The 14,011-nt window shown below is 70.6% G+C and carries 16 protein-coding genes; 9 read left to right on the top strand and 7 right to left on the bottom strand.

What is annotated here, in order from left to right:
• Positions 1–80: 80 nt before the first annotated feature.
• Both AC1DF3_RS22440 and AC1DF3_RS22445 read left to right on the top strand, forming a co-directional pair.
• Positions 81–287: a hypothetical protein gene (locus AC1DF3_RS22440; protein ID WP_286536790.1), complete on the top strand. Its 207-nt coding sequence runs from the start codon at positions 81–83 to the stop codon at positions 285–287.
• 96 nt (positions 288–383) lie between these two features.
• Positions 384–893, top strand: coding sequence for a hypothetical protein (locus AC1DF3_RS22445; protein WP_286536789.1), 510 nt, complete (start codon positions 384–386; stop codon positions 891–893).
• Here the strand turns inward: AC1DF3_RS22445 and AC1DF3_RS22450 are convergent.
• From AC1DF3_RS22450 to AC1DF3_RS22475, 6 genes are read right to left on the bottom strand one after another with little or no spacing between them, the layout of a single operon-like run.
• The gene (locus tag AC1DF3_RS22450; protein WP_286536788.1) at positions 890–1,894 is read right to left on the bottom strand and encodes a serine hydrolase domain-containing protein; all 1,005 of its coding nucleotides are present in this window, start codon (positions 1,892–1,894) and stop codon (positions 890–892) included. The genes AC1DF3_RS22445 and AC1DF3_RS22450 overlap by 4 nt on opposite strands.
• Positions 1,891–2,082 (bottom strand): type II toxin-antitoxin system antitoxin, encoded by a 192-nt coding sequence (locus tag AC1DF3_RS22455; protein WP_286536787.1) that lies wholly within the window; start codon positions 2,080–2,082, stop codon positions 1,891–1,893. Before AC1DF3_RS22455 ends, AC1DF3_RS22450 begins: the two co-directional genes overlap by 4 nt.
• A 22-nt stretch (positions 2,083–2,104) precedes the next feature.
• Complete coding sequence (locus AC1DF3_RS22460; protein WP_286536786.1) at positions 2,105–2,998, bottom strand: SPFH domain-containing protein; 894 nt, start codon at positions 2,996–2,998, stop codon at positions 2,105–2,107.
• Positions 2,999–3,049: 51 nt separating this feature from the next.
• Positions 3,050–3,472, bottom strand: coding sequence for a bactofilin family protein (locus AC1DF3_RS22465; RefSeq protein ID WP_286536785.1), 423 nt, complete (start codon positions 3,470–3,472; stop codon positions 3,050–3,052).
• A 38-nt stretch (positions 3,473–3,510) separates the two neighbouring features.
• Positions 3,511–3,882 carry a hypothetical protein gene (locus tag AC1DF3_RS22470; RefSeq protein WP_286536784.1) on the bottom strand — a complete coding sequence of 124 codons (372 nt, stop codon included), beginning with the start codon at positions 3,880–3,882 and terminating at the stop codon, positions 3,511–3,513.
• Positions 3,875–4,741, bottom strand: a complete 867-nt coding sequence (locus AC1DF3_RS22475) for a M23 family metallopeptidase (protein WP_478140885.1) — start codon at positions 4,739–4,741, stop codon at positions 3,875–3,877. Before AC1DF3_RS22475 ends, AC1DF3_RS22470 begins: the two co-directional genes overlap by 8 nt.
• Positions 4,742–5,059: 318 nt before the next feature.
• Here AC1DF3_RS22475 and AC1DF3_RS22480 point away from each other — a divergent pair, with 318 nt between their 5' ends.
• Positions 5,060–5,407 carry a hypothetical protein gene (locus tag AC1DF3_RS22480; RefSeq protein WP_286536782.1) on the top strand — a complete coding sequence of 116 codons (348 nt, stop codon included), beginning with the start codon at positions 5,060–5,062 and terminating at the stop codon, positions 5,405–5,407.
• Between the two features lie 139 nt (positions 5,408–5,546).
• Positions 5,547–6,074, top strand: coding sequence for an Rrf2 family transcriptional regulator (locus AC1DF3_RS22485; RefSeq protein WP_286536781.1), 528 nt, complete (start codon positions 5,547–5,549; stop codon positions 6,072–6,074).
• Positions 6,075–6,107: 33 nt separating this feature from the next.
• On the opposite strand, the gene AC1DF3_RS22490 is transcribed toward AC1DF3_RS22485, so the two are convergent.
• Complete coding sequence (locus AC1DF3_RS22490; RefSeq protein WP_286536780.1) at positions 6,108–6,296, bottom strand: DUF2970 domain-containing protein; 189 nt, start codon at positions 6,294–6,296, stop codon at positions 6,108–6,110.
• A gap of 311 nt (positions 6,297–6,607) precedes the next feature.
• Here AC1DF3_RS22490 and kdpF point away from each other — a divergent pair, with 311 nt between their 5' ends.
• From kdpF to AC1DF3_RS22515, 5 genes are read left to right on the top strand one after another with little or no spacing between them, the layout of a single operon-like run.
• Positions 6,608–6,706: a K(+)-transporting ATPase subunit F gene (gene kdpF, locus AC1DF3_RS22495; protein WP_286508843.1), complete on the top strand. Its 99-nt coding sequence runs from the start codon at positions 6,608–6,610 to the stop codon at positions 6,704–6,706.
• Positions 6,706–8,511: a potassium-transporting ATPase subunit KdpA gene (gene kdpA, locus AC1DF3_RS22500; RefSeq protein ID WP_478140886.1), complete on the top strand. Its 1,806-nt coding sequence runs from the start codon at positions 6,706–6,708 to the stop codon at positions 8,509–8,511. Before kdpF ends, kdpA begins: the two co-directional genes overlap by 1 nt.
• A 10-nt stretch (positions 8,512–8,521) precedes the next feature.
• Complete coding sequence (gene kdpB, locus AC1DF3_RS22505) at positions 8,522–10,618, top strand: potassium-transporting ATPase subunit KdpB (protein WP_301812861.1); 2,097 nt, start codon at positions 8,522–8,524, stop codon at positions 10,616–10,618.
• 10 nt (positions 10,619–10,628) lie between these two features.
• A complete protein-coding gene (gene kdpC, locus AC1DF3_RS22510) occupies positions 10,629–11,207 on the top strand; it encodes a potassium-transporting ATPase subunit KdpC (RefSeq protein ID WP_301812860.1) in 579 nt (192 codons plus the stop codon).
• Between the two features lie 49 nt (positions 11,208–11,256).
• Positions 11,257–14,010 carry a DUF4118 domain-containing protein gene (locus AC1DF3_RS22515; RefSeq protein WP_478140887.1) on the top strand — a complete coding sequence of 918 codons (2,754 nt, stop codon included), beginning with the start codon at positions 11,257–11,259 and terminating at the stop codon, positions 14,008–14,010.
• Position 14,011: the final 1 nt, after the last annotated feature.

Raw genomic sequence — 14,011 nt, forward strand, 5'->3', positions numbered from 1 at the left:
AGCATCCGCCCGCTTCGTCGAGGCAGCGCCCGATGCGTGCATGGCGCGGTTGCGCGTCCGGTCGCGCTAAAGTCGGCCTCATGAACCGGCTTTCACTCCTGTCCTTCGCCATCGCGCTCGCGGGCTGCGGCGCGCCGTCCAACGAAGTCGTCCGCATGAAGGACGGCGTCCTGCGGGCCACCACCACCGCCGAGGCGGCCGCGTACTGCCAGAAGGACCGCACGAGCCTGCGGGTGGTCGGCAAGGCGCCGGCCGAAAGCGGCGTGCTGTTCGTCTGCGATCGCTGAGCGCGGGCCTGCCCGCGCGCGGGGCGAGACAAAAGACCTCGAAACCGGGATGATGCGGGCGGCCCGGTCGCCACCCCATCGAACGAAGGAGTCCCCATGTTCGGCTTGACCCCGCTCGGCCTCGTCCACACCGCCATCAGCCTGGTGGCGCTGGCGGCCGGCCTCGCGTCCCTGCTGCGCTTCGGCGAGATCGCCGCCCGGCATCCGCTCGGGCGCACCTACGTCTGGGCCACGGTGCTGACCTGCCTCACGGGCTTCGGCATCTTCAGGCACGGCGGCTTCGGCGCCCCGCATGCGCTGGGCATCCTGACGCTGCTCGTGCTGGCGCTGGCGGCGCTGGCCGGCGGCGGCAAGTTCGGCCGCGCTTCGCGCGCGATCGAGATCATCGCCTACTCGACCACGCTGTTCTTCCACATGATTCCCGGGCTCACCGAAACCTTTACCCGTCTGCCGCAGGGCGCACCCTGGTTCAGCGGGCCGGACGACCCGGGCCTGCAGAAGGCGGTGGGCGTGTGCTTCGTGCTGCTGGTGATCGGCTGCGTGCTGCAGCTGCGCGGCCTGGCGAAGCGGGCGCCGGCGGGGCTGCCCGGTGGCGTCGGCGGCTAAGGCGTCGCGTAGCGCTTCTGCGCGGCGGCGAACAGGCGGGTGCGCAGCAGCTGCACCGCCTGGCCCCGGCGCTGGCTCTCGACCGAAGCCGTTGCGCTGGTCGCAATCACCAGATCCAGCGGCGGATGGACCCAGATCGTCTGGCCGCCGTAGCCGCTGGCCATGAAAGTGCGCCGCGGCGCCTCGGTCGGCAGCACCCACCACAGGTAGCCATAGGGCATCGACACCGGCGGCCCGCCCGCGTTCTGCGGCTGGGTGGCGGCCATGACGTAGGACTCGGGCACCAGCGCCCTGCCATCCCAGGCGCCCTTCTGCAGGAACAGCTGGCCGAGCCTGGCCATGTCTTCGGTGCGCAGGTGCAGGCCRCGCCGGTACGAAGGCTCCTGCATCGCGAGCGGCGTGACGAGTTCGCGCCTGGCATAGTCGGCCAGCGGCATGCCGGTCGCTTTTTCGAGCAGCGCCGCCAGCACCGGGACCAGGGCGTTGTCGTAGGCGAAGCGCTGACCGGGGGCGCTGCCGAGCGGGCGGGCCCAGGCGTCCTGCGGCCGGCCGGGTGCCGCCGTGCCCGTCGGGTCGTCGATGGCGAAGCCCGCCGTCATGGTCAGCAGGTGCCGCAGCGTGATCGCGGCGGCGCGCGGGTCGGCGTTCAGCGGCGCCCACTCGGGCATCAGCGCCAGCACCGGCTGGTCCAGGCTCGCGAGACGGCCCTGCGCCAGCGCGATCCCGACCAGTGCCGACAAGGCGCTCTTGGCCACCGACTGCACGTCGTGCAGGGTGTCTGCGCGGCCGTCGCGATGATAGGCATAGACGACGCGCCCCTTCAGCAGCACGACCGCCGCCTGCACGTCCGGAAGGCGCACCGAGATGGCCTGGTCCATGCCCTGGAAGGCTTCGGCGTCGAGCGCCTGCTCGGCGGGCGAGGAGTCGCGCAACTGGGCGGCGCCCAGGGCCGGCGCGAGCAGGGCCAGCATCGGAATGATCAGGCGTGCGAGGCGCTTCATGGAGTCTCCTTCTTTCGGGGAGCCGTGACGCGGGCCGGCAGCCGCCCCCTTCGCTCCAGTCCCTCGCGCAGCATGAACTCGACCTGCGCATTCGCGCTGCGCAACTCTTGCGCGGCGAGCCGCTCGATCTCGGCCCACAGCACCGGATCGATGCGCAACGGAAAGGACTTCTTGCCTGGGCTGGCCATCGGACGAACGCGCCGCTGCGGCTCAGGTATAGAGCGTGCCGGTGTTGATCACGGGTTGGGCGTCGTTGTCCGAGCACAGCACGACCAGCAGGTTCGACACCATCGCCGCCTTGCGCTCGTCGTCCAGGGTCACGAGGTTGCGTTCGGACAGGCCCTTGAGTGCCGCCTCGACCATGCCCACCGCGCCCGCCACGATCTGGTGCCGGGCGCTGACGATGGCCGTCGCCTGCTGGCGCCGCAGCATCACCTGGGCGATCTCGGGCGCGTAGGCCAGGTGCGTGAGCTTGGCGTCGAGCACCTCGACCCCGGCGCTGGCGAAGCGCTGGTTGAGTTCTGCCTTCAGGGCATCCGCCACCACGTCGAGTCCGGCCCGCAGCGTGGTCTCGTCGCCTTCGAGGTCCTCGCCGCTGTCGTAGGCATAGAGCGTGGCCAGGTGGCGGATCGCGGCCTCGGCCTGGATGCTCACGAACTTCGTGTAGTCGTCGATCTCGAACACCGCCTGGGCCGTGTCGTGCACGCGCCAGACCACCGCGGCGCCGATCTCCACCGGGTTGCCGCGCTTGTCATTGACCTTCAGCGGCGGCGTGTTGAGGTTGCGTGCGCGCAGCGAGATCTTCTGGCCGCTCAGCAGCGGGTTGGTCCAGCGCAGGCCCTCGGAGCGGTCGGTGCCCTTGTATTCGCCAAACAGCGTGAAGATGATGCCTTCGTTCGGCTTGAGCATGTAGAAGCCCGGCACCAGCGCCGCGCCGGCCAGCACCAGCACCACGCCCACCGCCGGATGGGCCAGGTGGCGGACGAACACCAGCGCACCGAATGCGAACAGCAGCAGCGCGGCCAGTGCCATGGCATAGCCGCTGATGGACTGGTAGCGGCGTTCGCTGCGGACGACGCGCGCATGGACGGGGGCTTCGGTCATTCGGTCTCCTCCAGAAAAGTGATATCACTTTAATATCTGTGGGAAGTGAAGTCAACGGCCCTGCTCGGCCGTCGTTCCGGGCGGCGGGAGCGCCGGCGCGGCCGTGGGTGAGTCGCGCCGGGTCAGCTTGCCATCGACGGTAGCGCCGGCGTCCATGCGCAGCTGCAGGTAGTCGATGTTGCCCGTGACATGCGCGTTCGCCTGCAGTTCGACGAAGTGGTCCGCCACCACGTCGCCAATGATCTTTCCGTTGATCACGATGTCGTGCCCGTGGACGTTGCCCGTGACCGAGCCGCGATCGCTCAGCACCAGCAGCGTCTCGCTGCCGGCCTTGCCGCTGATGTTGCCCTGCACGTGGCCGTCGAGGCGCAGGCCCTCGCTGAACTCGAGGTTGCCGGAGAGTTGGACATCGTGCGCGATCAGGGTCGCGAATTTCGCTTGGCGGATGCCTGTCGATTTCTTCTTGCCGAACATGGACGATTCTTCACTGGGAGATGGGATGGAGGGACGGCTCAGCGCCGCTTCGCGCCCTGCCCGCGCAGGAAGCTCAGTTCGGTGCGCAGGCGGGTGACTTCGGCGGCGGCCTCGTCGGCGGTCTTTTGCAGGGCGAGGCGCGCGGATTCTTCCTGTGCCAGCGCGAGGCGGGTGCGTGCCAGCTCGGCCTGCACGAGGTCTTCGGAGGGCGGCGGCGCCACGCAGGGCGGGGGCGCCGCGGCACCCTGCCGTGCCTGCCAGGTCGCGGCCGCTGCGCCGACCGCCAGGCAGGACGCGCAGGCAAGGGCCCCTATGGCCGCACGGGCCGAAAGGGAGCGCACCGGGCGTGGTGCATAGCCGCCTGTCGCGAGTCGGTCGGTACGGGCGCCGCCGCGCCGATATTCAGTCATGGGAATTCGCTGCAAACAGGCTCAGGTAGTTGGCGGGATCGATCTGCTCGCCGCCCTCGAGCACCTCGAAGTGCAGGTGCGGCCCGGTCGAGCGGCCGGTCGAACCGACGTCGGCGATATGCTGCCGCGGCAGCACCAGGTCGCCCTCGCGGGCGATCAGGCGCGAGGCATGGCCGTAGCGGGTCACCAGGTTGTTGCCATGCGCGATCTCGATCATGTTGCCGTAGCCGGCCTTCTGGCCGGAGAAGCTCACGCGTCCGCCGGCGGTGGCCAGGATCGGCGTGCCCGTCGGCGCGGCGAGGTCGATGCCCGAATGAAAGCTCAGGCGATGGTCGAATGGGTCGAGGCGGTTGCCGAAGGGCGAACCGGGCCGGGCGCCATCGACCGGCGAGCGCCCCGGCAGCGCGGCCCAGGCGACCGCCTGCGTGATGGCTTCCTGCTCGAGCCGCGTCAGTGTCCGGACCATGCAGTCGAGCTCGCGGCGCGTGCTTTCGATTTGCGCCGGCACCCGCTCGGCCCTGGCGCCGGCGCAAGCCCGCGGCGGCAACGCGGGGCCGCCCGCGGCGGAGCCGGGGTCGGCGTTCGCATCCAGGGGCGCGAGCCGGGCGGCGACCTTCGACGCCTGGAGGCGTGCCTGCAGACGGCGCAGCTCGCTCACATGGTCGGCCAGCCGCGCCATGCGTGGCTCGATCTGGGCCACCGACGCGTTCAGCCTGCCAAGCTCGTCGACCACGTACGCGCGTTCGGCACCGGTGGCGGTGTGGCGGTTGGCCGCCTCGCGCTCCGCCCAGTGCATGCCGATCGCGGTGCCGGTCGCGAGCGCGATGGCCGACGCGGCCGCGGTGCATGCGATCGCCATCACGGCGGCCGTTCGGCGCGTGACGAAACGGATTGATCCGTTGCTGAAGTGGTGGCGGGCACCGAAAAGAAATGAAGGGTGTACGCGCATAGGGATAGGGTTCGAGGCCGCGGGCCATCGAAAAGGCGCCACACCGTTCGCCTGATGACGAATCTGCGGCGCGGGCGCATGGATTTTCCCGGCGCGCCCGTGTTCGGCACAGGGGAATGGTCTCAAAGTCATGGCAATGCGTCTGAAAACCCGGGGTGACCAGGAGAAAGTGCCCTGCGCCCAGGCAAGGCACCGCCCCCCGACTGCGGATTGCTAAAATCCCTTCCCATGCCCCGTTGGCTCGTCTCCGCTGTCCTCGCATTCGTGCTCTGCTGCCTCGGCTTCTCGGCCGCGGCCCAGGGGTACGCGGGAGCGCGCCAGCACGGCTGCGACGCCGCGGCCTCGGCCCAGGCGTTCGAACAAGTGCTCTCGAAGGCCTTCGATGCCGGCGCGCCGAGCGAGCCGGGTGACGAATCCCCCGGCAACGACGAGCAGCGCCACGACTGCAGCGAGATCCTGATCGGTCTCCCCGGTCTCTTCGTCCCGATGACGATGTCGGAGCCCGCGGCACCACCGCCGCCGGCCCTGGGTGCCTCGGCCTTCCTCGAGCACCCCAAGCGGCCACCCCGCGCCTAGGCCCTTCACGCCCCAGGCCCGCTGCGCGCGCGGAAGCGCCTCGTTTCCTCGCACGCCAGCACTCCGCAGCAAGACGTTTCGCACGTCGGCCTGCACCCCCCGGCGGCGCCATGGCGCCCCAAATCAGAAAGAATCACCGATGCGTCTCACCACCAAAGGCCGCTTCGCAGTCACCGCCATGATCGACGTGGCGCTCAACGGCCGCACTGGCCCGGTCAACCTGTCCTCCATCCACCAGCGCCAGCGGATTTCGCTGTCCTACCTCGAGCAGCTGTTCGGCAAGCTGCGCCGCCAGGGGCTGGTCGAATCGACCCGCGGGCCGGGCGGCGGCTATTCGCTCGGGCGCCAGGCGTCGGCCATCAACGTGGCCGAAATCATCCTGTCGATCGAAGACGAAACCGAACTCAAGAACCGCGCCCAGCGCCCGGACGCGCCGGGCGCCGTGCACCGCTGCACCACCGACGAGCTGTGGGAATCGGTCAACCGCCGCGCGGTCGAGTTCCTGGAGTCGATCACGCTGCAAAGCCTGGTCGACGAGCAGATCAGCAAAGGGGTGCGGGCGGCCCGCAAGAACAGCGTGCCGGTGCTCCCGGGCCGGGTCAAGTCGCCGCCGGTGAATGCGCCGAACTCGGTGTTCGCGATGGGCGCACTGCTGGCCAAGCGCTGAGCCCTTCGCCGCCCGGGGCCGAGGCTTGAAAAATCAGGTCCCGGCGGCGAACCTGGCCAGCGCGATCAGGCCTGCCACCAGCAGCAGCACCAGCACCAGCGCAATGGCGATGGTCGGTATCGCGCCGGCCTGGTCGACCCGCTCGTCGGCGTCGGCCCGCCGGCCGCCCAGGCCGATGAAACCCCACAGGACGGCGCGCAGATAGCGAAGAAACTTGGACATGGGTCAGTGTGGCCCATCGCCGCGCCCGGGTAAAGAAGCAGATCGCGCCGATTCGACCGTGGCAGATGCGGCGGCGCCGCTGTATCTGCGCCTTCCAGCCTTCCAGCCTTCCATTTACGCTTTCTTTACGCCCCCTCGCCCACTCTGTTCCCCGTCTTTACGCCCGTCTCCCGACACTGACTGCCTGTTTCGTATGCAGGAGAGTGATCGATGGACATCGTCTGGATAGCCGCCCTGGCGGCGATGTGGGCCGCGACCGCGGCCATGGTGTGGGGGCTGGGCCGGCTCGAGGCGCCCCGGGGAGAGCGCTCATGATCGGCCTCGAAGTGCTTTACGGCTTTGCCGGGCTGATCGCGATCGCGCTGTTCGCCTACCTGGTCTTCGCCCTCATCTGCGCCGAGGAGTTCTGATGGACACCCCGGCCTGGGGCCTGCTGGCCCTCTTCCTGACCGTGCTGGGCCTGCTGGCCTGGCCGCTCGGCCGCTACCTGGCACTGCTGTGCAACGGTGCGCTGCCGCGCTGGATGCAGCGCGTCGAAATGCCGCTGTTCCGGCTGGCGGGGACCTCGCCCGGCCAACCGATGCACTGGCGCCCCTATGCGCTGGCGCTGCTGGCCTTCAACGCCATCGGCGCGCTGGCGCTCTACGGCCTGCAGCGGCTGCAGGCGGTGCTGCCGCTGGATCCCGCGGGCATGGTGGCGGTGTCGCCGGATTCTTCGTTCAACACCGCGGTCAGCTTCGTCTCGAACACCAACTGGCAAGGCTATGCCGGCGAGTCGACGATGAGCTACCTGACGCAGATGCTCGGCCTCACGGTGCAGAACTTCTTCTCGGCCGCCACCGGCATCGCGGTGGCCTTCGCGCTGGCCCGCGGCTTCGCGGCGCGCAGCACCGACGGCCGCGGCGTGGTCGGCAACTTCTGGGTCGACCTCACCCGCATCACGCTGTGGCTGCTGCTGCCGCTGTCGTTCGTGCTGGCGGTTTTCTTCTCGGCCCAGGGCGTGATCCAGAACTTCGACGCCTACAAGACCGTCGCCACGGTCGAGGCCACCGCCTACCAGACACCGAAGCTCGACGCGGTGGGCCAACCGCTGAAGGACGCAGCGGGCAACCCGGTGCTGGAGGACGCCCGCACGACGACCCAGACGCTGGCGATGGGCCCGGTCGCCTCGCAGGAGGCGATCAAGATGCTCGGCACCAACGGGGGCGGCTTCTTCAACGCCAATTCGGCGCATCCCTACGAGAACCCGACGGCGCTCGCCAACTTCGCCCAGATGCTGGCGATCTTCCTGATCCCGGCCGCGTTGTGCTTCGCCTTCGGGCGGGTGGTGGGCGACCTGCGCCAAGGCTGGGCGGTGCTGGCGGCCATGACCGTGCTGTTCGTCGCGGCGGTGGTCGTGGTGATTCCGGCCGAGCAGGCAGGCAACCCGCTCTTCGGCGCCCTCGGCGTCGACCAGGCCGCCAGCGCGCTGCAGGCCGGCGGCAACATGGAGGGCAAGGAACTGCGCTTCGGCATCACGGCCTCTGCCCTCTTCGCCGCCGTCACCACGGCGGCCTCGTGCGGCGCGGTGAACGCCATGCACGATGCCTTCACGCCGCTCGGCGGCATGGTGCCGATGGTGCTGATGCAGCTCGGCGAGGTGGTCTTCGGCGGCGTCGGCACCGGGCTCTACAGCATGCTGGTGTTCGCGATCCTGGCGGTCTTCATCGCCGGCCTGATGATCGGCCGCACGCCGGAGTACCTCGGCAAGAAGATCGAGGTGCACGAGATGAAGCTGACCTCGATCGCGATCCTGGTGACGCCGATCCTGGTGCTGGCGGGCAYCGCGGTGGCGGTGATCGCCGACGCCGGCAAGGCCGGCATCGCGAACCCGGGCGCCCATGGCTTCTCCGAGATCCTCTATGCGCTGACCTCGGCCGGGAACAACAACGGCAGCGCCTTCGCCGGCCTGTCGGCCAACACGCCCTTCTACAACGCGCTGCTGGCGGTGGCGATGTGGTTCGGCCGCTTCGCGGTGATCGTGCCGGTGCTGGCGATCGCCGGCGCCCTGGCGGCCAAGAAGCGGCTGCCGGTCACGGCCGGAACGATGCCCACGCACGGCCCGCTGTTCGTCACCCTGCTGGTGGGCACCGTGCTGCTGGTGGGACTCCTGAACTACGTGCCGGCGCTGGCCCTCGGGCCGGTGGTCGAGCACCTGATGCTGTGGGCGAAGTGAGGCCCCGACCATGATCAAGACATCCATTCCCGCGTCGATGTTCGACGCCTCGCTGGTCCGTCCCGCCCTGTGGGCCGCCATCACCAAGCTCAGCCCGCGGGTCCAGTGGCGCAATCCGGTGATGTTCATCGTCTACATCGGCAGCATCCTGACCACGCTGCTGTGGCTGCACGCACTCGGCTTCGAGGGCGACGGCGGCATGCCGCCGGGCTTCGTGCTCGCGGTGTCGGTCTGGCTCTGGTTCACCGTGCTGTTCGCCAATTTCGCCGAGGCGCTGGCCGAGGGCCGCAGCAAGGCCCAGGCCGCCTCCCTGCGCGGCCTGCGCAAGGACACCTGGGCCAAGAAGCTGACCCAGCCCTTCCACGGCGCCACCTTCCTGCCCGAGCAGGCGCCCAACCTGCGCCGCGGCGACGTGGTGCTGGTCGAGACCGGCGACGTGATCCCGCTCGACGGCGAGGTGATCGAGGGCGTGGCCTCGGTCGACGAGAGCGCGATCACCGGCGAATCGGCGCCGGTGGTGCGCGAGTCGGGCGGCGACTTCTCGGCCGTCACCGGAGGCACCCGGGTGCTGTCGGACTGGCTGGTGGTGCGCATCGCGGTGAACCCGGGCGAGTCCTTCCTCGATCGCATGATCGGCATGGTGGAAGCAGCCAAGCGCCAGAAGACGCCGAACGAGATCGCGCTCACGATCCTGCTGGTGGCGCTGACGCTGGTGTTCCTGGTGGTCACCGCCACCCTGCTGCCTTTCTCGCAGTTCAGCGTCTCGGCGGCGGGTGCCGGCACGGTGGTGTCGCTGACGGCACTGGTGGCGCTGCTGGTGTGCCTGATCCCGACCACCATCGGCGGCCTGCTGTCGGCCGTCGGCGTGGCCGGCATGAGCCGCATGATGCAGGCCAACGTGATCGCCACCTCGGGCCGCGCGGTCGAGGCCGCGGGCGACGTCGACGTGCTGCTGCTCGACAAGACCGGCACCATCACGCACGGCAACCGCCAGGCCAGTGCCTTCCTGACGGCGCCGGGCGTGTCGCAAGCGAAGTTGGCGCGTGCCGCAGTCCTCGCGTCGCTGGCCGACGAGACACCCGAAGGCCGCAGCATCGTCGAGTTGGCCCGTCGGGGCGGCGTCGACGACAAGGGGGTCGAAGGTGCGCACTTCGTGCCTTTCACGGCGCAGACCCGGATGAGCGGCGTCAACCTGCCGCCTGCGCCGAACAGCCTGGACGCCGACGCGATCGTCTTGCGCAAGGGCGCGGTCGATGCGGTGCGCCGGCATGTCGAGGCGCTCGGCGGCACGGTGCCCGGCGCACTGCTGCAGGCCGCCGATCAGGTGGCGCGGCGCGGCAGCACGCCGCTGGCGGTGGCCGAAGGCGCCCGCGTGCTCGGCATCGTCGAGCTCAAGGACATCGTCAAGACCGGCATCAAGGACCGCTTCGCCGAACTGCGCCGCATGGGCATCAAGACCGTGATGATCACCGGCGACAACAAGCTCACCGCGGCGGCGATCGCGGCCGAGGCCGGGGTCGACGACTTCCTGGCCGAGGCCACGCCCGAGGACAAGCTGGCGCTGATCCGCCGCTACCAGGCCGAGGGCCGGCTGGTCGCGATGACCGGCGACGGCACCAACGACGCACCGGCGCTGGCGCAGGCCGATGTCGCGGTGGCGATGGGCAGCGGCACCCAGGCCGCCAAGGAGGCCGGCAACATGGTCGACCTCGACTCCAACCCGACCAAGCTGCTGGAGGTGGTCGAGACCGGCAAGGCGCTCCTGATGACCCGCGGCTCGCTGACCACCTTTTCGATCGCCAACGACGTGGCGAAGTACTTCGCGATCATCCCGGCGATCTTCGTCTCGACCTACCCGCAGCTCGGGGCGCTGAACCTGATGCGGCTGGCGAGCCCGTCGTCGGCGATCCTGTCGGCGGTGATCTTCAATGCGCTGGTGATCGTGTTCCTGATCCCGCTGGCGCTCAAGGGCGTGCGCTACCGCCCGGTCGGCGCGGCCGCCCTGCTGCGCCGGAACCTCGCGATCTACGGCCTCGGCGGCCTGGTCGTTCCCTTCATCGGCATCAAATTCATCGACTGGCTGCTGGTTGCAGCCGGACTGGTCTGAAAGCATCACCATGGCCAACATCCTTCGTCCCGCGCTGGTCCTGTTCGCGCTGCTCGGTGCGCTCACCGGCATCGTCTATCCGCTGGCCGTGACCGGCGTCGCGCAGGCCGTGTTTCCGGCCCAGGCCGGCGGCAGCCTGGTGCTGCGCGACGGCGCGCCGGTCGGCTCGACGCTGATCGGCCAGAACTTCAGCGACCCGGCCCACTTCTGGGGCCGGCCGTCGGCCACGGCGCCGATGCCCTACAACGCGGCCGCCTCGGGCGGCGCCAACCAGGGGCCGCTGAATCCGGCGCTGGTCGACGCCGTCAAGGCACGTGTCGAAGCGCTGCGCGCGGCCGATCCGGGCAACACCGTGCCAGTGCCGGTCGACCTGGTGACGACCTCGGCGAGCGGGCTCGATCCGCACATCAGCCCGGCCGCCGCGCACTACCAGGCGCCGCGCGTGGCAAGGCAGCGGCAGCTGCCGCTCGAAGTTGTCGAGCGACTGATCGACGCCCACACCGAAGCCCCGCAGTGGCGCCTGCTCGGCGAGCCGCGCGTCAACGTGCTGGCGCTCAACCTGGCACTCGACCTGCAACCCGCGCCGTGATGGCGAGCGCAGCGGCCGATGGGATAACCTTCGACGCCCTGCCCGCTCCATGATCGACGACACCCGCCCCGACCCCGATGCCCTGATTGCCCAGTTGCGGGCGGACGAGCAGCGCGCCCAGCGCGGCAGGCTGCGCATCTACTTCGGCGCCAGCGCCGGTGTCGGCAAGACCTGGGCCATGCTGAGCGCGGCGCAGCGCGAACGGGCCGCCGGGCGGGATGTGCTGATCGGGGTGGTCGAGACCCACGGCCGCAGCGAAACCGCGGCCCTGCTGGCGGGGCTCGAATCGCTGCCCTTGCGCGAGGTCGCCTACCGCGGCCGCACGCTCGGCGAGTTCGACCTCGACGCCGCGCTGGCGCGCAAGCCGGCGCTGCTGCTGGTCGACGAACTTGCGCACACCAACGCGCCCGGCTCGCGCCATGCCAAGCGCTGGCAGGACGTGCAGGAGCTGCTCGCCGCCGGCGTCGAGGTCTGGTCGGCGCTCAATGTCCAGCACCTGGAGAGCCTGAACGGCACGGTCGGCGCCATCACCGGCGTGCGGGTGCACGAGACCGTGCCCGACAGCGTGCTCGACGATGCCGACGAGGTGGTGCTGGTCGACGTCACGCCCGACGAGCTGACGTCGCGGCTGGCGGCCGGCAAGGTCTACCTGCCGCAGCAGGCCGAGCGCGCGGCGCAGAACTTCTTCCGCAAGGGCAACCTCATCGCGCTGCGCGAGATCGCCCTGCGGCGCACCGCCGAGCATGTGGAAGACGACGTGCGCGGCTGGCGGGTCGAGCAGTCGGGCCCGCAGGGGGATGCCGGTCCGCCGGCCTGGAACACCTCGGGCGCCATCCTCGCCTGCGTCGGTCCGCACGAAGGCGCGGGACAGACCGTGCGCACCGCCGCCCGCCTGGCGGGCCAACTGAACGTGCGCTGGCACGCGGCCTATGTGGAGACGCCCCGGCTCCAGCGGCTCGCCGCCGCCGAGCGCGACCGCATCCTGGCCGTGCTCAAGCTGGCCGAGGAGCTCGGCGCGCAGACCGCGGTGCTGACCGGCGTCGACATCGCGCAGGCGCTGGCCGCGCAAGCACAGCGGCTCAACTGCGCCACGCTGGTGGTCGGCCGCGCCGAGCCGGCCGGTGGCTGGGCGCGCTGGTGGCCCGGGGCCATGCTGGTGCGCGAGCTGGCGCGCCACGCCCCGGCCGTCGACATCGTCGAAGTCGCGCCCGCCGACAGTTCGCGCCGACTGGCCAAGCTCCGTCCGGTCCCGCGGGCCGACGGCGAGCCGCACGAGGAAGCCGGCTCGGCGCAGGCGCGGTGGCCGGGCTACGCCTGGACGGTGGCTGTCGGCGCCGCCATCACGCTGCTGGCCACGCCGCTGGCCAACGTGCTGGAGCTGACCAACATCGTCATGCTGTTCCTGCTCGGCGTGGTGGGCGTGGCGATGCGCTTCGGCCGCGGGCCGGCCGCCTTGTCGGCGCTGCTCAACGTGGCGGCCTTCGACTTCTTCTTCGTCTCGCCGCGCCTGTCGCTGGCGGTCAGCGACGTCCAGTACCTCGTGACCTTCGCCGTGATGCTCGTGGTCGGCCTGCTGGTGGGCCAGCTGACCGCCGGTCTGCGCTTCGCCGCCGGTGTGTCGACCAGCCGCGAGCGCCGCGCGCGCTCTCTGTTCGAACTCACCCGCGAGCTGTCGGCGGCGCTCGAGAGCGCGCAGGTGGTCGCGCTCGGCGCAGCCGCGGTGCAAGGCCATTTCGGCGGCCGGGCGGTGGTGCTGGTGACCGACGCCAACGACCGGCTGCTGATGCCCGTGCCGGCGCCGCCGGGCTTCGATGCCAGCGTCGCGGACTGGTGCTTTCGGCACGGACAGCCGGCCGGGCTGGGGACCGCCACGCTGGCCGCCCAGCCCTGGCACTACGTGCCGCTGCAGGCGCCGATGCGGGTGCGCGGCGTGCTCGCGCTGGCACCGGCGCAGCCGCGCTGGCTGCTGATTCCCGAGCAGGCCCAGCAGCTCGACACGCTGGCGCGCCAGATCGCGATCGCGCTGGAACGGGTGCACTACGTGGAGGTGGCGCAGCAGGCGGTGGTCGAGATGGAGTCCGAGCGCCTGCGCAATGCGCTGCTGGGGGCGATCTCGCACGACGTTCGCACCCCGCTGACTGCCCTCATCGCGTTGGCCGAGTCCCTGCAGGCGTTGCCCGAGGGCGCGGATGCACGGCAGGCGGCGCGTGCGATCGTCGCCCAGGCGCACCAGCTGCACGCGCTGGTCAGCAACCTGCTGGACATGGCGCGGCTCGAAAGCGGCATCGCGGGAGGCGCCGTCAACCTGCGCCGGGACTGGCAGTCGGTCGAGGAAGTGGTCGGATCGGCGATCCGATCGGCGATCCGATCGGCGCGGCCGGCGCTGGGCGACATGCCGGTCCGGACCGAGCTCCCGGCGGACCTGCCGCTGGTCGAGTTCGACGCGGTGCTGATCGAGCGCGTGCTGGTCAACCTGCTCGAAAACGCGGCCAAGTACGGCGCACCGCCGATCGTGGTCGGCGCACAGGCGACCGAGCGGGCGCTGGTGCTGCGGGTGCGCGACCACGGGGCCGGCCTGCCCGCCGGGCTGCAGGGGCGGGAGACGACCCTGTTCGACAAGTTCACGCGCGGCCAGGCTGAATCGGCGACGCCCGGGGTCGGGCTCGGCCTGGCGATCTGCAAGGCGGTGGTCAGCGCCCACGGCGGCGAGATCGAGGCGGCCAATGCGGTCGGCGGCGGGGCAGAATTCACGGTCACGCTGCCGCGCCGCGAGCCGCCCGAACCGATTGAACTTCCACCCTGAA

The organism is Variovorax sp. 10N432 (assembly GCF_056394465.1).